Raw genomic sequence first — 24399 nt, 5'->3', positions numbered from 1 at the left:
ATGGCAATGGAAACATCCTTCGCAATTCTGCTTTCAATGCTGCTGCCCGGCGCGGCTGTTCTGAGCAATATGCTGCTGCGCAACAGCCCCGATCTGCGCGACGGGCTGACATTGGGTGCTGCGATTGCCACTTTCATGGTGGTGCTGAACATTCTGGCCAATGTGGGCAATACAACCACAGAAACCTTTACCTTCCTGACGGTTATGCCGGGTCTGGAATTGGCCTTCAATGTTGAACCCTTGGGCTTGATGTTTGCGCTTTTGGCCTCGGGGCTGTGGATCGTCACGCATCTCTATGGCCTTGGCTATATGCGCGGCAATAATGAAGACAATCATGCAAGATTCTTTGCCTGTTTCTCTTTCGCGATTTTTTCGGTTATGGGCATCGCTTTTGCCGCCAATATGTTTACCCTCTTTCTATTTTATGAGGCGCTGACGCTCTCAACCTACCCGCTGGTGGCGCATAAGGGCAATATGGCTGCGATTAAAGGCGCGCGCACCTATCTGGGTATTTTGATCGGTACGTCCATCGGCTTGCAATTGGTGGCGATCATCTGGACCTATGCGGTTGCAGGCACGCTTGATTTTGCTAAGGGCGGCATTTTGCAAGGGCTGATCGCGGGGCCCAGCGCTGCCATCCTGCTGGCGCTTTACGCCTTTGGCATTGGCAAAGCCGCTCTGATGCCTTTTCACCGCTGGCTGCCCGCGGCGATGGTCGCCCCGACACCGGTGAGCGCTTTGTTGCACGCCGTTGCCGTTGTGAAAGCCGGCGTCTTTACCATGCTGAAAGTTGGGATCTATATTTTTGGCATCGAGTTTCTGGCCGAAAGCGGCGCCTCAACCTGGTTGATGTGGCTCGCGGCCTTCTCGATCCTGGCCGCCTCTTTGATTGCCATGACCAAGGATAATTTAAAGGCGCGGCTCGCGTACTCCACGATCAGCCAATTGTCTTACATCACGCTGGGCGTGGCGTTGGCCAATTCCATGGGGATATTGGGCGGCGGGCTGCATGTGGTCATGCATGCGATGGGTAAAATCACCTTATTCATGTGCGCTGGCTCGATCTATGTTGCCACCCACCGCACTGAAATCAGCCAGATGACCGGTTTGGGGCGGCGTATGCCAATCACATTTATCGCCTTTTTGATCGGCGCTTTATCGATCATTGGTTTGCCACCTTTTGGCGGCTCTTGGAGCAAATGGCTGCTGATGGTGGGTGCGGTGGATGCCGAACATCTGTTTATACTGGGCGTTTTGCTGGTGAGCTCGCTGTTGAACGTGGCGTATTTGCTGCCGCTGGTGGCAAAGGGGTTTTTCTTGAGCAATGATACAGATGCCGAACTGGCACAATCTGCAGAGGCCTCGCCGCTGGTCTGGGGGCCGCCAGCCGCAACCGCCTTTGGCTGCGTGGTGCTGTTTTTCTATGCCGGGCATATTCAAGATTTTCTAATGCCGATCGTGGCCACAAATTAAGGAGGCGCAAATGGATCAGAACCATCCCGAAGACACCAGCGGATATAGCCCTCTTGCGAAACTGTTCGTATGGTTTGTAACGCCTGCCAATGCCAATAAAATTTTTGCCGCGCTTATTGCATTATGCCTGCTGCTGTTTCTGTCAGATTATACCTATAAGAAATACGGCCATTTCCCGATCGAAAAGATCCCCGGATTTTACGGCGTCTATGGGTTTGTCATGTTCACGGCGTTGATCTTAGCCGCCAAAACGCTGCGCCTCTTCATCAAACGCGACGAGGCCTATTACGGCGAAAAATCAGTCGATCGCGAAGAATATCCGGCCGATCAATTGGACATGGGGCAACATGATGATTGAGACGATGCCAACGTTTTATCTTTTTGCTTTGGCCGCGCTGGGCGTGGGCCTGTTGCCCAAAGGTTCCCTGCGGGCGGCGCTTTTGCTACTTGTGCCGGTTCTGGCAGCGCTTCAGATCTGGTCCTTGCCCGAAGGAAACCTGTATCAGGTTGAACTGTTGGGGCAGCAACTTGAGCTGATGCGGGTGGATAAACTCTCGCGCGTCTTTGGGCTTATTTTCTGTATTGCCGCGCTTTTGGGCAATCTCTACGCATGGCATATCAAAGATACAGTACAGCAAATTGCCGCCGTGCTTTATTCTGGTTCGGCAATCGGGGCCGTGTTTGCCGGAGATCTGGTGACGCTGTTTTTTTACTGGGAAGGCACCGCGATCGCATCTGTGTTCTTGATCTGGGCGCGGCGCACTGAGGGCGCGTATCATACCGGGATGCGCTATTTGATCATTCAAATCACCTCGGGTGTGATTTTGCTGGCGGGCACAGCGCTGCTCTATCGCGAAACGGGCTCTATCACTTTTGAGCAAATGACGCTTGGATCCTTGGCCACCTGGCTGATCTTTTTATCCTTTGGGATGAAATGCGCTTTTCCGTTTTTGCACAATTGGTTGCAAGACAGCTACCCTGCTGCCACTATCACCGGCACGGTCATCCTCTCTGCCTTTACCACCAAATTGGCCGTTTATGCTTTGGCCCGCGGCTTTGCCGGCACTGAAATATTGATTTATATCGGCGCCGTGATGACGCTATTTCCAATTTTCTTTGCCGAAATTGAAAACGATCTGCGCCGCGTTCTGGCCTATAGTTTGAACAACCAGTTGGGCTTTATGGTGGTGGGCATTGGTGTTGGAACCGAAATGGCACTGAACGGCACCGCCTCTCACGCATTCGCGCATATTCTTTACAAAGCACTATTGTTTATGAGCGTCGGCGCGGTGCTGTTGCGAACCGGCACGTCAAAAGCCTCAGAGCTGGGCGGCCTCTGTCGTACCATGCCGCGCACGGCCCTGTTTTGTTTGATCGGAGCCGCCTCAATTTCGGCCTTTCCGCTTTTTTCTGGATTTGTCACCAAGTCTCTGATTATGGATGAGACCGCAAACGAACATTATCCAATCATCTGGGCCATCTTGGTGTTTGCCTCAGCTGGTGTTTTGTCACATTCAGGGATCAAAATCCCGTATTTCACATTTTTCGGCCATGACAGCGGATTGCGCCCCAAAGAAGCCCCATGGAACATGCAGCTGGCAATGGGGATTACGGCGTTTCTGTGTATTTTCATTGGGGTTTACCCCGATCCGCTCTACGCGCTTTTGCCCTATGACGTGGTTTATAAACCCTACACAACCAACCATGTGGTTGCCCAATTGCAATTGCTATGCTTTGCCTTATTGGCTTTTGCGGTTCTAATGCGCAGCGGCATCCATCCGCCCGAAATACGCGCAGTGAACTTAGATGTCGATTGGATTTATCGGCGCTTGATCCCGGTGCTTTACCGCCCGATCGCCGCGTTGATTGGCTTGATTTGGACCGCGTTAAGCGAGGCGGCTTTGAAAAACCTTGGGCAGTTTCAGAATTTGTTATACCGCTGGCACAGCCCGGAAACCGGAATGGCCCGCGTGCGGCCAACCGGCGCTATGGTGATTTGGGTTGCGATCCTATTGGCGGTGACTTTGATCGCCAGTTATTTTTAAAAGCGCTTAAAGTTTAACCAACCATCCACCGCATGAAAGCCCCAAAGCCAAAGCCTTAAATCTTAGCAAAAAACCACCTCAGGGTTTTCAAATAGGCATCGGGTTTGCGCCACAGCAGCGGCAGAATTGCCGCGCTTAAGACAAAATAAAAACATATTTTATGCGTAAACAACCTCCTAAGCGTTTGTTAAAGCCTTGTTGTTACAGCTGGGGCTTGCGCAGCTTAAGGTCGTTTATCGATGATAGAGTTTCGGAATGTCAGTAAATCCTTTTGGACGGGCACGCGCCGAAAAATCATTCTGAATAATGTGTCTTTCCGAGTAGAGCTGGGGCTATCTTTGGGTATTTTAGCCTCAAATGGCACGGGCAAAACAACCTTAATCAATATGATCGCGGGGTTGGAAAAACCGGATGAGGGCCAGATCACGCGGGCCTGCAATATATCCTTTCCTCTGGGATTTATGGGCGGCGTTGTTCCCAAACATACGGGCCAAGAAAATGCGCGCTATATCGCCAAACTCTATGGTATGGATCCAAATTTTGTAGAGGCGTTTTGCCGCTGGTTATGCGGTTTAGAAGAATATTTTGACCAGCCGCTTGGCACTTATTCTTCGGGTATGCGCGCGCGATTTACGTTTTCGCTGATGCTGGCGATGGATTTTGACGTCTATCTGATCGATGAAGGCATGCCCACCAGTACGGATGTCGAGTTCAACCGAAAAGCTGGTGAAATCTTAGCGGAACGATTGCAAAGCACCACCACCATTGTGGTCTCACATCAAGCAGAGGTATTGGAACAATATGCGCAGAAAGCCGCCGTGCTTACCGATGGCTCTTTATATTTCTTTGATAGCCTAGACGACGCGAAAGTACTGTATGACTACCACACCCAAAGCACATAAATTTCAGCTGGGCGCAAAGGCGCCAAAAGGCGCAGATGTCGCCGCTGACCAGGCAAAGGGCCCCAAACCCACCGCAAAAACGCCGGGCATAACTTCGGGCTTAGATTCGGGTAATGCGGAAGAACTGCTTGCGCGGTCTGCCGCAGATTCCGGCGAAACACACGCCACATTGCTGCGCCGTGCACGCAGGCTTGCCACCCATTATGGCCTGCCTTTTGACACGGATGACGAAGCTGTAGATATATTACGCCAGCATAATATCGATCCCTTTCAACTGCCGGCCATGATGCACCGCGCGGCCCCGTCTCAACAAACCCAACCCGCGCGCAGCGAAAAGCCGCTGCAGGCGCCCCCCTCATCGCCGCAAAGACCCTTTAGAAAAGACTACCCCAAACCCCCGCATATTTCGCTTTCACCAGGTCAAAAATCGCCACAAGGCACGCCGCATACGTTTCCAAATGCAGCCCAAAGAAGCGAAGAGATTTTAGCGCTGCAAAAAAGCATGACGCGGCGACGGCGACGGCTGATCCAGAAACTAATCCTCCGCCTAAGCATCTTTATTCTGCTGCCAACATTGGCCGCAGGCTATTATTATAGCTTCATTGCAACGCCAATGTATGCCACGGATACGGCCTTCCAAATCACCACGGGTGATAGCACAAATCCAAGCTCACTTTCTATGTTTGGCGGTAGTCAATTCGCCACAACACCCGATGCCATCGCAGTGCAAACCTATCTCCAATCAAAAGAAGCGATGATCCGCCTGCAAGATAATGAAGGGTTTAAGGCCACCTTCTCGGATCCCGCAATTGATTGGTGGCAACGTTTGCCTGCAGAGGCTTCATTTGAAGAAACGTATAAAACCTATCTCAAGCATATCAAAATCGCTTTTGACCCCACCGAGGGCATGATCAATATGGAGATCAGCTCCCCCTCACCCGAATTGAGCGTGTTATTTTCAAAAGCGCTTCTGACCTATGCCGAGCAAAAAATCGATGGGCTTTCGCAGCGCAAACAAGAAAATCAATTGTCTGATGCCCGCAAATCTTTGGCGACGGCAGAAGACGCGCGCGTAGACGCGCAGCGCCAGTTAATAGCTTTGCAACAATCCACGCTTCTTGATCCGGAGGCATATGCCACAAGCCTTCGAGCGCAAATCAGCGGGCTTGAAGAAAAAGCGCTGCAAAAAACCATCGAGCTTCAGGCGTTTCTGGATAATGCCAATCCCAATAGCAGCCGCGTTGCGGGCTTGCGCGCCGAAATCCAGCGCCTCCAAAATGCCAAACGCGAAACCGAGGCAAAAATGATTGCGCAAATGCCTAATGGGATGACGTTGCCCGAGTTGCTTGCGCGCTTGCAAATGGCGGCTTCTGACGTTGCGACGCGTGATTTGATGCTGCAATCCGCTTTAGAGCAGCTGCGCGCAACGCAAATTCAAGCCACATCGCAATCGCGCTATCTTACCGTCGCGGTAGAGCCTATTGCACCGCAAGATCCGGCCTATCCGAGGCATATTCATGATACGCTTCTCGTGTTTTTGATCCTTTCAGGCGTGTATCTCATAATTTCAATCACGGCCTCCATTTTACGCGAACAAATCTCATAATCAGAACAAATACCTCGGGCCCTGATGCAGCGCATGCCACCTTAAAGCGGGCGCGCACCCAAGCGGTGCTGATGAAAATGGCGTAAATGATCCACTACCGATTGAAGGAGCACCGGCTTACTTAAATAATGATCCATGCCAGCGGCCAAAATGCGCGTTTCATCCCCCGGCATGGCATGGGCTGTTAAGGCAATGATCGGCGTATATACCGCGATAATTTCATCCAAACCACGGATCACTTGGGCAGCTTGCAATCTATCAAGCTTGGGCATTGAAATATTCATAAAAATAATATCAGGGGGCTGCGCTTTACAAAGATCAACCGCGTGCCGCCCATCGCAAACCAATGTCAAATTGACGCCAAGGCGCTGCTTCATTTTGGGAAAAATCAACCTGTTGGTTTTGTTATCTTCCGCAAGAAGAACCCGCAATTGGAAGGTTTCAGCCCCCTCATCTATGATGCCAGGCGGATTGTCCGCCTGCAACGGAACGGCGGGGTGCGCAGGTTTGATGGCAACCTTTGGTTTTTGCAACGGTTCTAACAGGCTTTAATGAGAAAAAACCAGCTCAAATGAAAGCGCCAACGCTTCCAGATCAGGTTGTACCCCCGCAGGAGCTTTGCTCAAAAAAATTCTTTTCTCTGCCATTTTATCCGCGATGCGGGGCGTTACCTGTTGCATTAACAGCTCTATTTTGGATCGCTCCTGTTCGGAAAATTATATGGCTGAGGTTTTCGCCGTGACCGCCCGCAACGCGGCCTGAACGGATCAAACCCGTTTGACCCTGCCACCCAATTCGACGATTTGATTGAGCAGAATGCCCTATTTCATTGGACATTTTGACATGACAAGAACATGCGATCATTGCGGCTTGACCGCGTGCCATTCATCCTGCACCAGCTTGCAGGGTTGACGTTTGATCGTACAGCCAACTTCAGCCCCCCCGCAAGCCGACGCCTCAACCCAAATATCGCCTCCCATCAACGAGACCAGTTTTGGGCAAATCGCCAAACCCAACCCTGTGCCCTCGCCGCAAAGATTTCCGCTCGCTTGTGCGTTTTCGGTTGCAACTGGGTAAATTCTTGAAACACATACTTCCTTTGATCGGGCCGAATACCAACCCCCGCTTCGATCACGCAGATCTGTACCTTGCTGGGGCGGTTCTGTGCTCCGAATAGCTTTTTTCCCCAACCGCGATATGGCCGTGACATGTAAATTTTAAAGCGTTTCCAATGAGGTTTATCATAATTTGCCGTATCCGGCCCGGATCACCGATAAAATCAGTTTCGCATGCGCCGTCATAATCCAAAAAAAGCGGCAGACCTTTGGCTTGTGCTTTATGCGATAAAACAGACAGCACATCATGGATCGCCACCTCAAGATTAAATTTTTGGCGGCGCAAGTTTAAGCGATCTGCCTCCATCTTTGAGCAATCCAGCACATCTTTCAAAATCACCAAAAGCGTTTCACTGGAGGTTTTAATCGTGTCTGTAAATAGCTTTTGCTCTTTGCTAAGCGCTGTAGAGGAAAGCAAATCAGCCAACCACACTACCCCATGCAAGGGCGCGCGGATTTCATGGCTGATATTTGCCAAGAATGAGGCTTTCGCCCGCATATTTGCCTCGGCGGTTTTGCGCGCGGTTTTCAAAACTGTCTTTTAGCGCAGCGCCGCTGTCACATCATGCGCCAAACTTACCATATCACCCATTGGGCCCCGCTAATCGATCAGCCGCAACATTTGGGAATTCCACAATTTTATATTTTTGGTTTCGGCTGCGCTGCGTGCCAGCGCTGCAGCATCATCTGGCGCCACTGCGCCGCGCCCAGATGGCCAGTATCAACAATACCTTCTTGGGTTAAAAAAGATAAAATATCCGAATATGAAACCCCAGGGCGCATCGCCTGCAAACTATCAAAGATTGCAAAATAAGCCGAATTGGCAATCAATAACCGCGAAGAGGCATCAACAACAGCAAAGCCATTTTCAAGCCTTTCTAAGGCCCGAAAAAGCCGTTATTCGGCAATCTGCACCTGTTGCATGGCAGCGCCTAAATCAGAGATCATCCGTTCATTTTGGCTACGAACCGTATCAATCTCAACGCTCAGCGCTTTGGCGCGCAGCCCAAGCTTCTGGTTTGCCAACGACAATTCAGCCTACTTTAAGATCAGCAGGCCTTCTGCGCTTAGGCGCGCGCGGCGCTCAGCAATAAGTTGGCGGGCCAAAGTCATCGCTGGGGTCTCTTGGGAGCCAAGCAGTTAATCCCAAGAAAATATCCCAAGCAATCTTCAAAACTGTTTAAAACCCGCGCATCTTCTTTAACAAAGCAGCCTGGATTAGGCCGCAATCCGCTCGATGGCCAAAGCGATCCCCTGACCACCCCCGATACACATGGTGATCAAGGCGCGGTTTGATTGGGTGCGTTCCAGCTCATGCAAAGCTTTTATCACCAAAATCGCGCCAGTGGCGCCAACCGGATGGCCTAGCGCGATCGCGCCGCCATTGGGGTTCACCCGCGCCGCATTCAGCCCCAAGGCTTTATTAACCGCCAAAGCCTGCGCTGCAAAAGCTTCGTTGGATTCAATCACATCAAAATCTTCAACGGTCAGACCAGTTTTCTGCAATAGGTTTTGCACGGCGGGTATGGGCCCAATCCCCATCACCTCGGGGCGCACACCCGCATGCGCATATCCCAATACCCGCGCCCGCGGGCGTAGCCCTGCCATTTGCGCAGCGGAGGCTTGCGCCAAAACCAAAGCAGCGGCGCCATCATTGATCCCCGACGCATTGCCCGCCGTCACCGAACCATCTTTTTGGAACACCGGGCGCAATCCGGCCAAAGCGGCCTCATCCGTCTGTTTGGGGTGTTCATCGCAAATAAAATCAACCTTATCGCGCTTCACTTTCACCGATACCGGGGTGATCTGATCTTCAAAACGCCCATCACGGATGGCCGCAGCCGCGCGGGTTTGGCTGGTCATCGCAAACGCATCTTGTTGTGCCCTTGAAATATCATGCTCTGCGGCCACATTTTCCGCCGTAACGCCCATATGACCGGTGCCAAAAGGACAATTCAGCGCCCCAAGCATCATATCCAACGTACGGATATCGCCCATTTTTGCCCCCCAACGCTGATCCTGCAAAATAAACGGAGAGCGGCTCATATTTTCTGCACCGCCAGCCAATCCAAAATCGGCATCCCCCAGCATCAAAGATTGAATAACCGAAACAATCGCTTGCGCCCCGGATCCGCAAAGCCGGTTCACATTCATTGCCGCTGTCGTTTCAGACACACCAGCCTGTAGGGCGGCAACGCGGCTTAAATACATATCTTTAGGTTCCGTATTGATCACATGACCAAAGACAACCTGGCCAATTTGTGCGCCCTCAACCCCGGATCTTTCCAGCGCCGCTTTGCTCACAACCGTTGCCAATTCTATGGGAGAGGTTCCGGCCAACATCCCGCCAAAAGTTCCAATTGCGGTGCGTGCGCCGTCTAAAATCACAATCTCGTTCATCTTCCACCTCTGTTATCTTTCCCGTAGTGCTAAAAGCCAAAACGCGACCTGTCAGCCAAAACGTTCCGTCACTTATCATACAAATTCCTAGCTATGGCGCCGCCCGCCGAAAAACCGCAATCTTTGCAAGATCAGCCCTATGCGACCCGCGTGCCTGCGCGCCGTAAATGGGCACCTCAAAAACTTTTAAATCCGAAATTACGCCGGCCAGGGTGGAAAATTTTTTCGCAAAGCTTTGGCTTTGCCAATGCGCGGCATTGATGGAAACGACAAACAACGCCGAGGGTTTGCCCAGGTCTATAAGCGCATCCAGAACATCCGGGCCCAAATGACCATTGGTAAATGTACCCGCGCTGACCACCGCGCCATAATGCGCGGCCGGCAGCGGCAAAGCTTGAAGTAAATCCGCTGCAATCAAATCGCGATAGATATTCTTTTGTCGCGCAACCTCAAGCATTTCAGACGAAAGATCCAGCGCATCAATTGGGCCAGCACCCTGATCCGCTAAACAAACGCCCAGCAAGCCGGTGCCCGCCCCGACATCTATAACGGGCCCCTCAGAATCAAACCTACTAAAATATAATGCCACGTGTTGGGGTAAGATATAATCCATATCCGCCGCAAAGCCTCGATCATAATCGGGCGCCCAACGCGCATAGAGCGCCCTGTTTTCTTCGGCGCCAGACAGGGCATAAGCCGCTTCTAAATCAGGATCTTTTTCACTCATCCAGCCAGTGCAGCAGGACGGTTGTGAAAAATCAAGCAAAATTATCAAAGCCGCTTGCAGGCTTTGCGCGAACATGGGCAAATAGCCTATGCAGAAACATCTTTTTTCATTCGGACATGGATATACGGCGCAAGCGCTTTCACGCATGCTACCCAAAGCAGATTGGACCATTACGGGCACCACCCGCAAGCCTGAAAAGCAAGAGCAGATGCGCCAAAACAACGTTACCCCTCTGCTTTGGGACAGCCCCGATATCGACGCCGCTTTGGCGCGTGCAGACGCGGTTTTGATTTCAGCCGGGCCCGAGGCGCAGGGAGATCCGGTTCTGGGCCGGTTTTCGTCTTTCTTTAAAAAACAGGGGCCTAAACTGGACTGGCTAGGTTATTTATCCACCACGGGCGTCTATGGCGATCATGCGGGCAATTGGGTCGATGAAACCACGCCTCTTACCCCGTCGACCCGCCGGGGCAAGCTGCGTTTAAACGCCGAGCAGGCCTGGCGGGCAATACCAGATTTGCCTTTGCATATTTTTCGTTTGGCCGGAATTTATGGCCCTGACCGGGGCCCGTTTTCAAAGGTGCGCCAAGGCACAGCCCAGCGCATTGTAAAACCCAAACAAATCTTCAGCCGCATCCATGTGGCCGATATTGCACAAGTGTTAAAAGCCTCGCTGCACTCGCCCAATCCTGGCGCGATCTATAACGTATGCGATGATGATCCGGCCCCTCCACAAGACGTGATCGGACATGCGGCCGCCTTGCTGAACACGCCTTTGCCGCCGGAAATCGCGTTTGAAAAGGCCGATCTAAGCCCGATGGCGCGCAGTTTTTACGCCGAAAGCAAAAAAGTTCGCAACCATCGCATTAAAACCGAGCTTGGTGTAAACCTGCTTTATCCCAGCTATCGTGACGGTTTGCCCGCCTTGTTGGAAGAAGAAACCAACAACCAATCGTAACTGAACGGCGCTCGCAAAGACGCCATGGAAGATAGCCGTTTATCAACGCGGCTTTTACGCCCACGCCGCCAGGCTTCACCACGGCGGATAAAGAGGGCGCATAACTTCCTTTTCATAGCCGTTCAGAAAATATTTTAAAAAAGCTGAAATCCTTTCAACCAGACCGGCGCCGGCCCTCTTTACAAAGGTTTGGCCGTTTTAAGTCAACGCCATCCATCCCAAGCAGAGTTTTGGGAATTTTGAAATTCTCTCGAACCAGATGCGGCCAATGCTTTAGACCTGCAAACGGTTTTTTCGTTTCAGTATAAAACAGGCAGGACGCGTCGGTTTAACCCTGCGCAATAGCTTTTTTCTGCTGCAACAAACCCATGACTTTTTCGGCGATATGCTGCGCGTTTAAACCAGCCGTGTTATACATATCCGTCGGGCTTGCCTGATCAATAAACTCATCAGGAAACACCATTGAGCGGAATTTTAAGCCCGCATCAAAAACGCCGTGATCGGCAAGCAACTGCATAACATGCGAGCCAAAACCACCAATAGCGCCTTCCTCAACGGTGATAAACGCCTCATGGTCTTCTGCCAAAGATAAAATAAGCGCCTGATCCAGCGGTTTGGCAAAGCGCGCATCGGCGATGGTGGGGGTGATGCCCTGCGCGTTTAAAAGTTCAGCCGCCTTGATCACTTCGCCCAACCGCGTGCCAAAAGACAAAATCGCCACGCGGTTGCCTGCTTGAATATGCCGGCCTTTGCCAATTTCCAACACCGTTCCGCGTTCGGGCAACTCGACGCCTTGGCCATCTCCACGCGGATAACGAAAAGCAATCGGCCCCGCATCATAGGCGGCGGCTGTGGCCACCATATGCACCAGTTCAGCCTCATCCGCGGCCGCCATCACCACCATTCCGGGCAAATTGCTCAGATAGGCCACATCAAAACTGCCAGCATGCGTAGCACCATCTGCCCCCACCAGACCGGCGCGATCAATCGCGAAACGCACAGGCAGATTTTGGATCGCCACATCATGCACGATCTGATCATATCCGCGTTGTAAAAAGGTAGAATACATCGCGCAAAACGGCTTCATACCGCCAGCCGCCAAACCGGCAGCAAAAGTCACCCCATGCTGTTCGGCAATGCCCACATCAAAACAGCGCGACGGGTAACGCTGCGCAAATAAGTTCAATCCAGTTCCGTCTGGCATCGCAGCTGTGACGGCGCAGATGCGGGGATCTTCACCGGCTTCGCGCAGCAGGCTATCGGCAAAAACTTTCGTATAGCTGGGTGCGTTTGACGCCGCTTTTTGCTGCGCGCCCGTCATCACATCAAATTTTGCCGTTGCATGGCCTTTATCGCGCGCCTGTTCTGCAGGGCCGTAGCCGCGGCCTTTTTGGGTGATCACATGCAGTAAAATTGGCCCATCGGCTCGCTGCCGGACAGTGCGCAGAATTGGCAGCAACTGATTCAGATCATGGCCATCGATAGGCCCCAGATAAGAAAACCCCAACGCTTCAAACAAAGTGCCCCCGACGGCCATGCCTTTGAGCATATCTTTTGCCCGTTTGGCGCCTTCGCGAAAAGGCTCGGGCAGAAAACTTATCGCGCCTTTTGCCACATCTTTAAGATCTTGAAAGGGTGCCCCAGAATATAGCTGTGACAAATAGGTTGACAGCGCACCAACGGGCGGCGCGATCGACATTTCATTATCGTTCAAAATCACGATCAGCCGCTTCTTCAAATGGCCCGCATTGTTCATCGCCTCGTAAGCCATGCCCGCGCTCATCGCGCCATCGCCGATCACCGCAATCGCATCCCCATGACCAGTCTCGCTTTGCCCGCCCAAATCCCCGGCAACCGCAAAGCCCAACGCTGCGCTGATCGACGTGCTGGAATGGGCGGCGCCAAACGGATCATAGGGGCTTTCGCTGCGCTTGGTGAAACCGCTGATCCCATTTTTCTGGCGCAAGCTGCGCATCTTAGCACGCCGACCGGTTAAGATCTTATGCGGATAACTTTGATGGCTGACATCCCAGATAAGCTTATCTTTGGGCGCCTGAAACACCGCGTGCAGCGCCACAGTTAATTCAATCACGCCCAAGCCAGCACCCAAATGCCCCCCCGTCTCGGAAACAACTGAAATGGTTTCAGCGCGCAATTCCTCGGCCAATTGACGCAACTCAGCATCGCTGAACGAATTTAGATCCGCCGGCTCATGCACTTGATCCAGCAAAGGGGTATAGGGGCGCTCAGTCATCTGGCCTTATCGCTTTGTTAATTGTCGCGGGCAATAATGAACTCGGCGCAGCGCTGCAAGCTGTTTGCCTCAGATCCAAAGGGTGCCAATGCGTCGCAGGCGCTGGCCACCAGCGCTTTGGCGCGCCGCTTCGCACCGTCTAAACCAAGCAACGTTACGAATGTCGCCTTGCCGGCCGCCTCATCTTTTTGCAACCGTTTGCCGGCTTTTTCCGGGTCCCCCTCAATATCCAGAATGTCATCAGCAATTTGAAAGGCCAAACCGATTGCGCGGGCATAGGCCGTTAATGGCGTGATATCCGCAGCTGCCAATCGCGCGCCGGCTTCTGCCGACCAAGCAATCAACGCGCCGGTTTTTCCCTGTTGCAGCGCGATAATTTCTTCAAGCATTAAAGGCTGGGCCGCAGTTTCGGCTGCGATATCCAAAGCCTGCCCCAAAACCATACCCTGTGCGCCCCCGGCTTGCGCCAATGACAGCGCCAGATCCGCGCGAATCGCCGGATCAGGGCTGGCCTGCGGGTTTAAACTGAGCTCGAAGCCAAAAGCGTGCAGCGCATCACCTGCTAAAACGGCCGTGGCCTGATCCCAGGCCTTATGCACCGTTGGTTTGCCGCGGCGCAGATCATCGTCATCCATGCAAGGCAGATCATCATGCACTAGGGAATAGGCATGCACCGCTTCAATGGCGCAAGCGGGCCAAATGGCCTGGCTGGGGCCAATATCGAACAGCGCCGCGCTCTGCATGACCAAAAACGCCCGCAGACGCTTTCCCCCTTGCAGGCTATAGGCCATCGCTTTGGTCACCTCTGAGGTTTTAAGCAAGGCCAATTGCTGATCCAAATGCGCTTGGACATGCGCAGCGTTGGCCTCAAGTGCGGCGCGAAACATCAAAGATCGGGAACGGCAGTGGTGCCGCTGGCGGCGCCATTGGCGTCTAAAGTGATTGCATTCACTTTTTCTTCGGCTTCTTTCAATTTATCCGCGCAGCGTTTTTTCAACTCAGCCCCGCGTTCATAAAGCTGAATTGATTGCTCTAAGGCAACATCCCCGCGCTCAAGCTGACCAACCACCTGCTCAAGTTCGGCCATTGCTTGTTCAAAACTCATTTGATCTACAGGGGTTTGGCTCATTTTGTCGCCTCCAATAATTTTTCAACATGGGCTTTGGCCGATGCAGCCAAAGCAGGCAAATCATAGCCGCCTTCGAGCACCGAGACCACCCGTCCTTGGCAGAGTTCTGCCGCCAAAGCGCATAATTCCTGCGTGAGCCACGCAAAATCTTCAACGCGCCAGTTTAATTGCGCCAAAGGATCCGAAGAATGCGCGTCAAACCCGGCTGAAATAATCAGCAAATCGGGCTGGAACGCCCGCAAATGCGGCAAGACGGATTGGCGATACAGCGTCCGCATCGCTTGCCCATCGGTTTCAGGCGCTAGCGGCAGGTTCATAATATTGTCAAACGCACCTTTCTCGTCCGGCGCACCGCTACCTGGCCAAAGTGGCATCTGATGCGTGCTGACAAACAAAGCGCGCGGTTCCTCCCAAAGCAGATCCTGCGTGCCATTGCCGTGATGCACATCAAAATCCACCACAGCCACGCGCTGCAATCCATATCGATCTAGCGCATATTTTGCCCCCAAAGCAGCATTGCCAAAAAGGCAAAACCCCATCGCTTTGGCGGTTTCAGCGTGATGTCCAGGCGGGCGCGTGGCCACAAAAGCGTTTTGCGCAGCGCCCGATAGAACCTGATCGACAGCCAATAAAACGCCGCCGGCCGCCCGATAAGCCGCCTTCAACGAACCCGCCGACAGATGCGTATCTGCATCCAGCGCAGCGTTGCCATGCACCGGGGACGCTGCGCGCAGCGCGTCAAGATATTGCTGTGGATGCAGCCGCAAGAGATCGGCCTCTTGCGCCAAAGGTGCTGACAAAAACGCCACGGGCAAACGCTTAAGCTCCTCTAACACTACCTCTAACCGGGCTATTTGTTCCGGATGGCCTGGCGGTGTTTCATGGCCGAGGCAATCAGGATGCGTGATCAGAAGAGTGGTTGAAGACATAATTTTAATCGCTTTTTGGAATTATCGTATTTGCGACATTTTATTGAAAAAAAAATGGCAACAGCAAGGCAGAATCATCCCAACACTCCGTTTAAATTGGCTCGTCAATCAACTGCAAAAACGCTCATGCGCAACGCCAATGTCGTTTTTGACCTAAAAAGCGCTGTCTATTGCCATATCTATAACCATATGTTTGAATTATCCCAACCGAGAAACAATTCACACTGGTAGGTGCCTTTTGACAACTCACTCTGGCGAAACGGGATTCGTAGAATTCACCAAAGTACAAAAAAGTTATGACGGAGAAAATCTAGTTGTTAAAGATTTAAACCTGAGTGTCGGCAAAGGTGAATTTTTAACGATGCTGGGGCCCTCTGGGTCGGGCAAAACAACCTGCCTTATGATGTTGGCCGGTTTCGAAACAGCCACCCATGGTGAGATTTTATTGGGAGGCAAACCGATCAATAACATCCCCCCTCACAAGCGTGGCATTGGCATGGTGTTTCAAAATTATGCGCTATTTCCGCATATGACGGTGAACGAAAATCTGGCCTTTCCTTTAGAAGTGCGCGGACAGAGCAAATCAGAGCGGGAAGCCAACGTTAAAAAAGCGCTGGACATGGTGCAAATGAGCGCCTTTGGCAATCGCCGCCCCGCACAGCTTTCTGGCGGACAGCAGCAACGGATTGCTCTGGCGCGTTCTTTGGTATTTGAACCCGATCTGGTCTTAATGGATGAACCCTTGGGGGCGCTTGACAAACAGCTGCGCGAACATATGCAATTTGAAATCAAACATTTGCATGACAGGCTTGGCGTCACCGTTGTTTATGTGACGCATGATCAATCCGAAGCGCTCACCATGTCAGACCGTATCGCAGTGTTTGACGATGGCATTATCCAGCAGCTGGCGCCGCCAAGCGATCTGTACGAACGGCCTGAAAACGCCTTTGTGGCACAATTTATCGGTGAAAATAATCGCATTGAAGCCACCGTTTCCGAGCTGAAAGGCGACACCGCCATCGTTGATTATGGCAATGGTTCAAAAGGCCAAGCGCTGGCGATTAATTGCGGTGGCGTGGGCACAAAAACGGTTTTGTCGATCCGCCCCGAGCGGGTACAATTGGGGCAAAATAACGGCTCAAATGCGATTGATGCAGAGGTCAAAGAACTCATTTATCTTGGAGACCATATCCGCTGCCGCATGAACGTTATGGGCAACGAAGATTTCGTTGTGAAAGTTGCCAACTCAGCCGGCCACACGCATTTGAATGTGGGTGAAAAAACCACCGTCAGCTGGGATGTAAGTGATTGTCGTGCGCTTGATGCATGATGAAGATTTGTGAGCAGGCTTTTGCCGTTCACATTAGAAACCCCGGCGAACCGGGGAACCAACAAGGAGAGTATAAATGAAGCTATCAAATACGTTTAAAATGGCTGCTGCAACGATCGCATTGACGGCGACCGGCGCGCTAGCATCCGACCTGACCGTAACATCATGGGGTGGTGGTTACACGGCGTCGCAGCAAAAAGCCTATGGTGAGCCATGGGAAGCCAAAACCGGCAAGTCAATCCATTGGGAAAACTACAATGGTGGTTTGGGCGAAGTCAGAACACAGGTTGAAAGCGGCAATGTAACTTGGGATATCGTTGACGTTCTTCCCGACCAAATCCGTACCGGCTGTGACGAAGGCCTGTTCATCGAAGTACCAGATGAAATCTTTGTAAAAACTGCTGACGGCAAAACCATGGATGAAGACCTGATGGTGCCGCGTCCTAATAAATGTGCGATCCCACAAATTTGGTGGACATATCAAGCGTTCTATAATGAAGGCACCTTTTCTGGTGAACAGCCAGACACAATCATGGATTTCTTTGACACTGCAACTTTCCCTGGCAAGCGCGGCGTTCACACATGGGCAAACGCGATCCTAGAAATGGCCTTGTTTGCCGATGGTGTTGCAAAAGAAGATATCTATTCAACGCTTGAAACTGAAGAGGGTGCAGACCGTGCCTTTGCAAAGCTTGACACAATCAAAGATGACGTTGTGTTCTGGTCTGCTGGCGCAAAACCGCTTGAGCTGGTTTCTTCCGGTGAAGTCTCAATGTCATTGGCCTATAACGGCCGTGTGGGCGGCGCAAACCTGAATGACGGCACAAAGTTTGTGTCTATTTGGCATGGTCAAGTTCTGGAAGAAGAATGGATCGGCATCGTGTCCGGCGCTCCAAACATGGACGCAGCTCTTGACTTTGCTGGCTTTGCCTCTTCTCCCACTGCGCAAGCAGAACAAGCACGCTGGATCAATTATGGCCCAATGCGGACATCCGCTTTGGATATTATCGCCGCCGGTGAGCCTTGGTTCAACACGGGTGTGAATATCCTAGAGCATATGCCAAACCGCGCCGACGTGATGGCAGATTCAATCGTTGCTGACCCTGATTGGTGGGCGGATAACGGTGATGAATTGCAAGAGCGTTACCAAGCGTGGATGGGCCAATAAGCCTTTGACGTAAGCTTTTACAAAGGGCGCGCGAGCGTGCGCCCTTTTTTAATTTCCGACTATTTCGAAAGTTCTTTCGCATGAGTGATGTCGCAGCCAACGCGCAAGCAGGACAAATGATGACGGCGGACGGTATTCCGCTGAAAAAAAGCCTAAAAGCCTCTTTGAGGCGGGAAAAGCTTCGCGCCTTTGGCCTAGTGGCTGGACCGGCTCTGTTCATTCTAATTTTGTTTGTATGGCCGATTTACGCGCTCTTTCAAAAAAGTATTGATGACAGTTTTGTCAATGACGTCTTGCCCCGAACGATGGCGATTTATGAGCAGTGGGATGGTGTTGACCTACCCGGCGAGCCACATTTCGAGGCAATGTATTTGGATCTTACATCGGCCGAGAAACTTGAAATCGGCAAAGTCTCAACCAGAATGAACTATGCAAAATCAGGCTGGAAAAGCCTGATTAAAAAATCAAACCGCAAATTCAAGAAGATCGACGCTGAACAACCCATTCAACCGCAAATGATAAAGGCCGATAAGCGCTGGGGAGATGTCGAGTTCTGGAAATCTCTTGGAATTATGAAAGACAGAACCACAGCCGGGTATTATTGGAACGCGATTGACCGCACCTATGATGATAAAAAAAACGTAATCATGCAGCCAGAAAACCGCCGCGTCTACGTCATGTTTTGGAAACGCACGCTGCTGGTCTCAACCATCGTTACGATCGCCTGCCTTGTCTTGGCCTTTCCTGTTGCCTATCTGCTGGCCACCTTGCCTTTGCGGATTTCAAACCTGCTGATGATCTGCGTTCTTATGCCGTTCTGGACGTCGCTTTTGGTGCGTATCGTGGCTTGGATGATTATGCTGCAACAGCAGGGGGTATTGAACGATTCGCTGGTTGGTTTGGGGATTATCAGCGATGAAAATCGCCTGCCCTTAATGTATAATTTCAATGGTACGCTGATCGTGATGACGCAAGTTTTGTTGCCCTTTATGATCCTGCCGCTCTATTCGGTGATGCGCGGTATTCCCCCAACTTATATGAAAGCCGCGCAGAATTTAGGGGCAACCCCGGCGCGCGCCTTCATCCGGGTCTATATGCCACAAACCATTCCCGGTATTGGGGCAGGCGTGATTTTGGTGTTTATCGTGGCGATCGGCTATTTCATTACGCCCGAATTGGTCGGTGGGAAAGATGGCCAGATGATCGGCAACCAAATCGCCTATCATTTGCGAAAATCGCTGAACTGGGGGCTGGCATCCGCTATGGGCGTGATCCTGCTGTCAGCAATTCTAATCCTATATTGGGTTTATGATAAGATCGTCGGTATCGACAATATGAGGTTGGGATAACAACATGGCGCTTCCTATTTATGCAACCACCGGTCAGCGTATCTGGCATTATACTTATCTAACGATCTGCGGGTTGGTGCTATTCTTTCTTGTGGCCCCGCTGATTATCGTGATCCCCCTCTCTTTCACATCAAGCCCCTTCCTGAGCTTCACACCGGAAATGTTGGCGCTAAAAGCCGAAGGGTTTTCCGTGCGCTGGTACCAAAACCTGTTTGGAATGTGCGAGGATATTAAAACCACGGTGTGCAGCGACAAATGGATGATCGGGTTCAAAAACTCGATCATAATCGGTATTTTCGCAACCCTGTTATCCACCGTGTTGGGCACGCTGGCCGCTTTGGGCTTAAGCCGCTCTCATATGCCGGGGCGTAAGCTTTTCATGGCGCTGCTGATTTCACCAATGATCGTGCCTTTGATCATCACTGCGGCTGGATTTGCCTTGTTTTCAATCACGATATTTGGTGCACGCTTCGACCTTGTCGCCTCGCATGTTGGATTGGTCATCGCGCATGCGATCTTGGGCTTGCCCTTCGTGGTGATCACAGTGACGGCCACATTGGTTGGCTTTGATGACAATCTGCGCAAAGCTGCGGCCAATCTTGGCGCTGGCCCAACGCGGACGTTTTTTAAAATTCAAATGCCCTTGATCTTGCCAGGTGTGATCTCAGGCGGACTGTTTGCCTTCATCACCTCATTTGATGAAGTGGTTGTAGTGATTTTTCTGGCCGGGGCCGACCAGTTGACGTTGCCCCGCCAAATGTGGGCCGGTATCCGCCAAGAAATCTCGCCCACCATTCTGGCGGCGGCGACGATCTTGGTCATCATCTCAATCGTTCTGTTGACGGTGGTGGAATTGTTGCGCCGCCGCTCCGAGCGGCTGCGCGGCGTAAGCCCGGGGTAACCTGATTGAACGGGGCTGTTGATCCTTACAAAGGTTTTGGCCCTAGGCGGCGCTGTAAAGCGCCGTGTCCACCTGATTACCCAATATGTTTACGTTCAAAATTGGGCGTTTTGCCGCAGCGAGCGCGGCGCTGGGAGCTGACCCATGGATGATATAAATATCGGCCTTTATGACGGAGATTTGACCTATGATCCGCCTGATAAAAACAAAAAAATTGGCGTTATCGCTCTGTCAACAGATGTGACGGCAGAGCGCGATTTTGCGCGTATCCTGCCGATGGAAACGCTGGGTGTTTACGTAACGCGGGTGGCGTTTGAAAATCCAACCACGCCTGAAAATCTACGTAAAATGGCACCGCTGATCACCCAAGCGGCGGGGCTCATTCTGCCAGAGGAACAGCTCGACGCAATTTGCTACAGTTGCACGGCCGCCTCGGTGGTGATTGGGGATGATGCGATCAAGGCTTTGGTGCATGCGGCGCGCCCAAATTTGCCCGTGGTGACCCCCAGCGGGGCAGCAGTCCGGGCCCTAAAAACGCTGGGCGCAAAGCATATTTCGGTGGTGACGCCCTATTTGGTGGAAACCAGCCAGCCCATGGCCGCCTATTTCCAAGCCCAAGGTTTGTCATTGGCGAAATTTCTTTGTTTGGGGCTTGAAAGCGATTTGGATATGGCGCGCGTTGATCCTGCAAGCATCATCAAAGCGGCGCTGTCCAGCCAAACCAACCAAACCGATGCCTTCTTTTTATCCTGTACCGCACTGCAAGCTGCGGATGTGGTCGCCGAGTTGGAACGCCAAACCGGCAAACCGGTTGTGACCTCGAATCAAGCCTGTGCTTGGGAATTGGCGCATCATACAAATTTACGGGTAGATGCCGGTAAATGGGGCCGATTGTTCATGCATGCTATGCCATAGGAGCCCCCAAATGGCCTTTCAAAGCCCCATCGAGCTGAGTGATATCAAAACTGCGGCGCAACGCATCGCGCCCTGCATTCGAACAACCCCTCTGGTCGCCTCAGAAAGCTTAAGCAGGCTGACCAATAGCCCGGTTTACCTCAAGTTTGAACATCATCAAATCACCAATAGCTTCAAATTACGCGGTGCCAGCAACGCTGTCATGGCTTTGCCCGAGGCGGCAAAGCAGCGCGGCGTTGTCGGGGTTTCGACCGGCAATCATGGCCGCGGCCTGGCCCATGCCGCGCGAGAAAACGGCGTCCGCTGCATCATCTGCATGTCACAATTGGTTCCACAAAATAAAATCGATGGCATTAAAGCGCTGGGCGCAGAAGTGCGGATTGTCGGTCAGTCGCAAGATGACGCACAAATCGAAGTCGATCATCTGGTGGCAGCACAGGGCATGACGATGATTCCACCTTTTGACCACCCTGATATTGTGGCCGGACAAGCCAGCCTTGGCCTTGAGCTGTTTGAGGCACTGCCCGAGCTTCAAAACGTTTTGGTGCCCGTATCAGGCGGTGGTCTTATTTCAGGCGTCGCCAGCGCATTGAAAGCGTTAAAAAAAGACGTGAAAATCATTGCTGTCAGCATGGAGCGCGGCGCCGCAATGCATGCCTGTTTACAAGCCGGCAAACCGATTTTGGTGAAAGAAGAAGCCACGTTGGCGGATTCTCTGGGGGGCGGTATTGGCCTTGATAATCAAATCACCTTCAATATCACCCAAAACCTTGTAGACGAGTTTATCTTGGTCAGCGAAACAGAAATCGCGCAGGCCATCCACCATGCCTATTGGCAAGAACGGCAAATCATCGAAGGCTCTGGTGCCGTTTGTTTGGCCGCCTTGCTCAGCCAAAAGGTCAAGCCCGAAGGCAATACCATTGCCTGTGTGACCGGTGGCAATATTGACCTTTCCGTGCATCACCGCATTATTTCTGGCGAAAACATTAATATATCAGACCCATAGGAGCATTCTATGCCAGAAGTCACGTTGTTAACCCAAGATGAATTGCGCAGATTGGTGCCGCTAGATCTGGCCGCGATCAACTGCGTGGAACAGGGTTTTAAAGCCTTGGCGAGCGGGCAGGTTGTGATGCCGCCAATCCTGTCAATGGCGATTGCCGAACATAATGGCGAAGTGGATGTGAAAACCGCTTATGTGCCCGGCATTCCGTCCTTCGCAATCAAAATGTCACCTGGGTTTTTTGACAATCCCGCCTTGGGTCTGCCGAGCACCTCAGGCCTGATGGTGGTGTTCAGCGCAAAGACCGGCATGCTGGAGGCACTGCTTTTAGACAACGGGTATCTCACCGATATCCGCACCGCAGCCGCGGGCGCTGTGGCCGCGAACTGTTTAGCACGCCAAAACTCGAAAACCGCCTGCATCATCGGCGCGGGCACGCAAGCCAAGCTGCAGCTGAAAGCTCTATGCTTGGTGCGCGAAATCAAGCGGGCCAAAATCTGGGCCCGCGATGCCGCAAAAGCAGCCGCCTGCGCCAAAAGCCTCAGCGCAGATTTAAACATCCCTATCACGGTTGCAGAAACGGCCAAAAATGCGGTGCAAGGGGCTGATATTATCGTCACCACAACCCCATCCGCGTCACCACTCATCCAAGCCAATTGGCTGCAACCGGGTCAACATATTACCGCCATGGGCTCTGATCAGGATCATAAATGCGAATTAGAGCCGGCCTGTTTGGCGCGCGCGGATCTCTATGTGCCGGATCGACAATCACAAACCAAAAAATTGGGGGAATTGCGCAGCGCAATTGCGGCAAATCATGTCGCAGATACCAAAATCTTTCCCGAACTGGGTGATATCGTTGCTGGTACAGCCCCCGGTCGGCAATCCGCCGAACAAATTACAATTGCCGATCTTACCGGCACCGGGCTTCAAGATACAGTAATCGCTGCTTTTGCGCGCCAACGCGCCCAAGAATTCAAGCAGGGATCGGTTTTTAGGAGTTGAACCAATGGTCGCACCGGTTTTACATTTTAGCCGCGCCGAATTCGAACAGCGCATTAAAATCACCCGGCAGGAAATGGAGGCGCGTGGCCTGTCCTTGCTGATCCTTTCGGATCCCAGCAACATGAACTGGCTGACTGGCTATGATGGCTGGTCATTTTACGTCCATCAATGCGTGGTTTTGGGCTTGCATGGGGATCCGATTTGGTTTGGCCGCGCGCAAGATGGCCGCGGCGCCTTGCGCACAGTCTTCATGCCCGAAAGCAATATTATCGGCTATCCGGATCACTATGTACAATCCACCGAGCGTCACCCGATGGATTATCTTGCGGCGCAAATAACCACGCTGGGGCTTGATGGCGCGCGTATTGGCGTTGAAATGGACAATTATTGGTTTTCTGCCGCCGCCTACCAAGCCCTTCAGAGGCATTTGCCAAATAGTAAATTCCAAGATGCAACAGCGCTGGTGAATTGGCAGCGCGCGGTCAAATCAGAGGCCGAGCTGGCCTATATGCGGCAAGCCGGCAAAATCGTCGGCCGGATGCATGAGCGGATTCGACAACGCGCAGAGGTTGGGATGCGCAAATGCGATCTTGTGGCCGAGATTTATGATGCAGCTTTGCGCTATGATGCCGATATTGGCACGGGTGGCGATTATCCAGCTCTGGTGCCTTTATTGCCCTCGGGGCCAGATGCCGCCGCGCCGCATCTGACATGGGATGATCAGCCCTTGAAGCGCGGCGAAGGTACGTTTTTTGAGATTGCCGGCGTGGTGCATCGCTATCATTGCCCGCTTTCGCGCACGATGTTTTTGGGCAAACCAACCGATACATTTCTGAACGCTGAGAAAGCCGTTTTGGAAGGGATGGACGCGGGGCTTGAACAGGCGCGCGCCGGCAATCTTTGTGAAGATATTGCCACTGCATTTTTTGGTGTTTTGAAAAAGTACGGCATCGAAAAAGACAACCGTACCGGTTATTCTATCGGCGCCAGCTACCCCCCCGATTGGGGAGAGCGCACCATGTCTTTACGCCCAGGGGACAAAACCGTGCTGCAGGAAAATATGACCTTCCATTTCATGACCGGGCTGTGGATGCAAGATTGGGGCTTTGAGATCACCGAAAGCATCCGCATCACACAGACCGGCTATGAGTGCTTGGCAGATGTGCCCCGTGAATTGTTCGTAAAGGAGTAAG

Annotated in this window: 22 protein-coding genes and 2 pseudogenes; 14 read left to right on the top strand and 10 right to left on the bottom strand. The window is 52.2% G+C overall.

Going from position 1 to position 24399, the window contains the following annotated elements; genetic code table 11:
* The first annotated feature begins 6 nt into the window (after positions 1-6).
* From GN241_01200 to GN241_01180, 5 genes are all read left to right on the top strand, one after another.
* Entirely contained in the window at positions 7-1473 is a 1467-nt protein-coding gene (locus tag GN241_01200) for a monovalent cation/H+ antiporter subunit D family protein (protein ID XAT56099.1), read from the top strand.
* 10 nt (positions 1474-1483) lie between these two features.
* Positions 1484-1831 carry a hypothetical protein gene (locus GN241_01195; GenBank protein ID XAT56098.1) on the top strand — a complete coding sequence of 116 codons (348 nt, stop codon included), beginning with the start codon at positions 1484-1486 and terminating at the stop codon, positions 1829-1831.
* On the top strand, positions 1821-3518 hold the full coding sequence (locus tag GN241_01190) for a Na(+)/H(+) antiporter subunit D (protein ID XAT56097.1): 1698 nt from the start codon (positions 1821-1823) through the stop codon (positions 3516-3518). Before GN241_01195 ends, GN241_01190 begins: the two co-directional genes overlap by 11 nt.
* 239 nt (positions 3519-3757) lie before the next feature.
* Positions 3758-4420, top strand: coding sequence for an ATP-binding cassette domain-containing protein (locus tag GN241_01185; GenBank protein ID XAT56096.1), 663 nt, complete (start codon positions 3758-3760; stop codon positions 4418-4420).
* Positions 4395-6026 (top strand): capsule biosynthesis protein, encoded by a 1632-nt coding sequence (locus GN241_01180; protein XAT56095.1) that lies wholly within the window; start codon positions 4395-4397, stop codon positions 6024-6026. Before GN241_01185 ends, GN241_01180 begins: the two co-directional genes overlap by 26 nt.
* A 41-nt stretch (positions 6027-6067) precedes the next feature.
* Here GN241_01180 and GN241_01175 read toward each other — a convergent pair whose 3' ends face one another.
* The 6 genes and pseudogenes from GN241_01175 to GN241_01150 all read right to left on the bottom strand — a co-directional run bounded on the left by GN241_01175 (position 6068) and on the right by GN241_01150 (position 10268).
* Complete coding sequence (locus tag GN241_01175) at positions 6068-6571, bottom strand: response regulator (protein ID XAT56094.1); 504 nt, start codon at positions 6569-6571, stop codon at positions 6068-6070.
* 405 nt (positions 6572-6976) lie between these two features.
* Positions 6977-7054 (bottom strand): annotated as a pseudogene (locus tag GN241_01170) (hypothetical protein).
* A 103-nt stretch (positions 7055-7157) separates the two neighbouring features.
* Positions 7158-7673: a hypothetical protein gene (locus GN241_01165; GenBank protein XAT56093.1), complete on the bottom strand. Its 516-nt coding sequence runs from the start codon at positions 7671-7673 to the stop codon at positions 7158-7160.
* A gap of 107 nt (positions 7674-7780) precedes the next feature.
* A pseudogene (locus tag GN241_01160) lies at positions 7781-8023 on the bottom strand (hybrid sensor histidine kinase/response regulator).
* A gap of 336 nt (positions 8024-8359) precedes the next feature.
* On the bottom strand, positions 8360-9541 hold the full coding sequence (locus GN241_01155; GenBank protein XAT56092.1) for an acetyl-CoA C-acyltransferase: 1182 nt from the start codon (positions 9539-9541) through the stop codon (positions 8360-8362).
* A gap of 91 nt (positions 9542-9632) precedes the next feature.
* The gene (locus GN241_01150; GenBank protein XAT59133.1) at positions 9633-10268 is read right to left on the bottom strand and encodes a methyltransferase domain-containing protein; all 636 of its coding nucleotides are present in this window, start codon (positions 10266-10268) and stop codon (positions 9633-9635) included.
* Between the two features lie 88 nt (positions 10269-10356).
* Between GN241_01150 and GN241_01145 the strand changes: the two genes are divergently transcribed.
* On the top strand, positions 10357-11223 hold the full coding sequence (locus GN241_01145; protein ID XAT56091.1) for an NAD(P)H-binding protein: 867 nt from the start codon (positions 10357-10359) through the stop codon (positions 11221-11223).
* A gap of 328 nt (positions 11224-11551) precedes the next feature.
* Here GN241_01145 and dxs read toward each other — a convergent pair whose 3' ends face one another.
* Genes dxs through GN241_01125 form a run of 4 tightly spaced genes read right to left on the bottom strand, consistent with a single transcriptional unit; the run spans position 11552 to position 15535 of the window.
* A complete protein-coding gene (gene dxs, locus GN241_01140; GenBank protein XAT56090.1) occupies positions 11552-13477 on the bottom strand; it encodes a 1-deoxy-D-xylulose-5-phosphate synthase in 1926 nt (641 codons plus the stop codon).
* A gap of 17 nt (positions 13478-13494) precedes the next feature.
* Positions 13495-14364: a polyprenyl synthetase family protein gene (locus GN241_01135; protein ID XAT56089.1), complete on the bottom strand. Its 870-nt coding sequence runs from the start codon at positions 14362-14364 to the stop codon at positions 13495-13497.
* A complete protein-coding gene (locus tag GN241_01130) occupies positions 14364-14606 on the bottom strand; it encodes an exodeoxyribonuclease VII small subunit (protein XAT56088.1) in 243 nt (80 codons plus the stop codon). The genes GN241_01135 and GN241_01130 overlap by 1 nt, the downstream gene beginning before the upstream one ends.
* A complete protein-coding gene (locus tag GN241_01125) occupies positions 14603-15535 on the bottom strand; it encodes a histone deacetylase family protein (protein XAT56087.1) in 933 nt (310 codons plus the stop codon). The genes GN241_01130 and GN241_01125 overlap by 4 nt, the downstream gene beginning before the upstream one ends.
* 217 nt (positions 15536-15752) lie before the next feature.
* Between GN241_01125 and potA the strand changes: the two genes are divergently transcribed.
* The 8 genes from potA to doeA all read left to right on the top strand — a co-directional run bounded on the left by potA (position 15753) and on the right by doeA (position 24398).
* Entirely contained in the window at positions 15753-16865 is a 1113-nt protein-coding gene (gene potA, locus GN241_01120) for a polyamine ABC transporter ATP-binding protein (GenBank protein XAT59132.1), read from the top strand.
* Positions 16866-16941: 76 nt separating this feature from the next.
* Complete coding sequence (locus GN241_01115) at positions 16942-18033, top strand: extracellular solute-binding protein (protein ID XAT56086.1); 1092 nt, start codon at positions 16942-16944, stop codon at positions 18031-18033.
* Between the two features lie 80 nt (positions 18034-18113).
* Positions 18114-19382: an ABC transporter permease subunit gene (locus GN241_01110; GenBank protein XAT56085.1), complete on the top strand. Its 1269-nt coding sequence runs from the start codon at positions 18114-18116 to the stop codon at positions 19380-19382.
* Positions 19383-19386: 4 nt separating this feature from the next.
* Positions 19387-20283, top strand: a complete 897-nt coding sequence (locus GN241_01105; protein XAT56084.1) for an ABC transporter permease subunit — start codon at positions 19387-19389, stop codon at positions 20281-20283.
* A gap of 144 nt (positions 20284-20427) precedes the next feature.
* The gene (locus GN241_01100) at positions 20428-21198 is read left to right on the top strand and encodes an ectoine utilization protein EutA (protein XAT56083.1); all 771 of its coding nucleotides are present in this window, start codon (positions 20428-20430) and stop codon (positions 21196-21198) included.
* Between the two features lie 10 nt (positions 21199-21208).
* The gene (eutB, locus tag GN241_01095; protein XAT56082.1) at positions 21209-22204 is read left to right on the top strand and encodes a hydroxyectoine utilization dehydratase EutB; all 996 of its coding nucleotides are present in this window, start codon (positions 21209-21211) and stop codon (positions 22202-22204) included.
* Positions 22205-22213: 9 nt separating this feature from the next.
* Entirely contained in the window at positions 22214-23206 is a 993-nt protein-coding gene (locus GN241_01090; protein XAT56081.1) for a cyclodeaminase, read from the top strand.
* Positions 23207-23210: 4 nt separating this feature from the next.
* Complete coding sequence (doeA, locus tag GN241_01085; protein XAT56080.1) at positions 23211-24398, top strand: ectoine hydrolase DoeA; 1188 nt, start codon at positions 23211-23213, stop codon at positions 24396-24398.
* The last annotated feature ends 1 nt before the right edge of the window (position 24399 follow it).

The organism is Rhodobacteraceae bacterium IMCC1335, assembly GCA_039640495.1.
Taxonomy (GTDB): Bacteria; Pseudomonadota; Alphaproteobacteria; order Rhodobacterales; family Rhodobacteraceae; genus Thalassovivens.
Note: the sequence above shows the minus strand (reverse complement) of the source record. Positions and strands in the feature narration are given on the sequence as shown.

What these genes read in the sequence shown, in the direction of transcription:
- GN241_01200 (XAT56099.1), top strand. Translation starts at nt 7, where the DNA reads ATGGAAACATCCTTCGCAATTCTGCTTTCAATGCTGCTGCCCGGCGCG.
- GN241_01195 (XAT56098.1), top strand. Translation starts at nt 1,484, where the DNA reads ATGGATCAGAACCATCCCGAAGACACCAGCGGATATAGCCCTCTTGCG.
- GN241_01190 (XAT56097.1), top strand. Translation starts at nt 1,821, where the DNA reads ATGATGATTGAGACGATGCCAACGTTTTATCTTTTTGCTTTGGCCGCG.
- GN241_01185 (XAT56096.1), top strand. Translation starts at nt 3,758, where the DNA reads ATGATAGAGTTTCGGAATGTCAGTAAATCCTTTTGGACGGGCACGCGC.
- GN241_01180 (XAT56095.1), top strand. Translation starts at nt 4,395, where the DNA reads ATGACTACCACACCCAAAGCACATAAATTTCAGCTGGGCGCAAAGGCG.
- GN241_01155 (XAT56092.1), bottom strand. Translation starts at nt 9,541, where the DNA reads ATGAACGAGATTGTGATTTTAGACGGCGCACGCACCGCAATTGGAACT.
- GN241_01150 (XAT59133.1), bottom strand. Translation starts at nt 10,268, where the DNA reads ATGAGTGAAAAAGATCCTGATTTAGAAGCGGCTTATGCCCTGTCTGGC.
- GN241_01145 (XAT56091.1), top strand. Translation starts at nt 10,357, where the DNA reads ATGCAGAAACATCTTTTTTCATTCGGACATGGATATACGGCGCAAGCG.
- dxs (XAT56090.1), bottom strand. Translation starts at nt 13,477, where the DNA reads ATGACTGAGCGCCCCTATACCCCTTTGCTGGATCAAGTGCATGAGCCG.
- GN241_01135 (XAT56089.1), bottom strand. Translation starts at nt 14,364, where the DNA reads ATGTTTCGCGCCGCACTTGAGGCCAACGCTGCGCATGTCCAAGCGCAT.
- GN241_01130 (XAT56088.1), bottom strand. Translation starts at nt 14,606, where the DNA reads ATGAGCCAAACCCCTGTAGATCAAATGAGTTTTGAACAAGCAATGGCC.
- GN241_01125 (XAT56087.1), bottom strand. Translation starts at nt 15,535, where the DNA reads ATGTCTTCAACCACTCTTCTGATCACGCATCCTGATTGCCTCGGCCAT.
- GN241_01115 (XAT56086.1), top strand. Translation starts at nt 16,942, where the DNA reads ATGAAGCTATCAAATACGTTTAAAATGGCTGCTGCAACGATCGCATTG.
- GN241_01110 (XAT56085.1), top strand. Translation starts at nt 18,114, where the DNA reads ATGAGTGATGTCGCAGCCAACGCGCAAGCAGGACAAATGATGACGGCG.
- GN241_01105 (XAT56084.1), top strand. Translation starts at nt 19,387, where the DNA reads ATGGCGCTTCCTATTTATGCAACCACCGGTCAGCGTATCTGGCATTAT.
- GN241_01100 (XAT56083.1), top strand. Translation starts at nt 20,428, where the DNA reads ATGGATGATATAAATATCGGCCTTTATGACGGAGATTTGACCTATGAT.
- eutB (XAT56082.1), top strand. Translation starts at nt 21,209, where the DNA reads ATGGCCTTTCAAAGCCCCATCGAGCTGAGTGATATCAAAACTGCGGCG.
- GN241_01090 (XAT56081.1), top strand. Translation starts at nt 22,214, where the DNA reads ATGCCAGAAGTCACGTTGTTAACCCAAGATGAATTGCGCAGATTGGTG.
- doeA (XAT56080.1), top strand. Translation starts at nt 23,211, where the DNA reads ATGGTCGCACCGGTTTTACATTTTAGCCGCGCCGAATTCGAACAGCGC.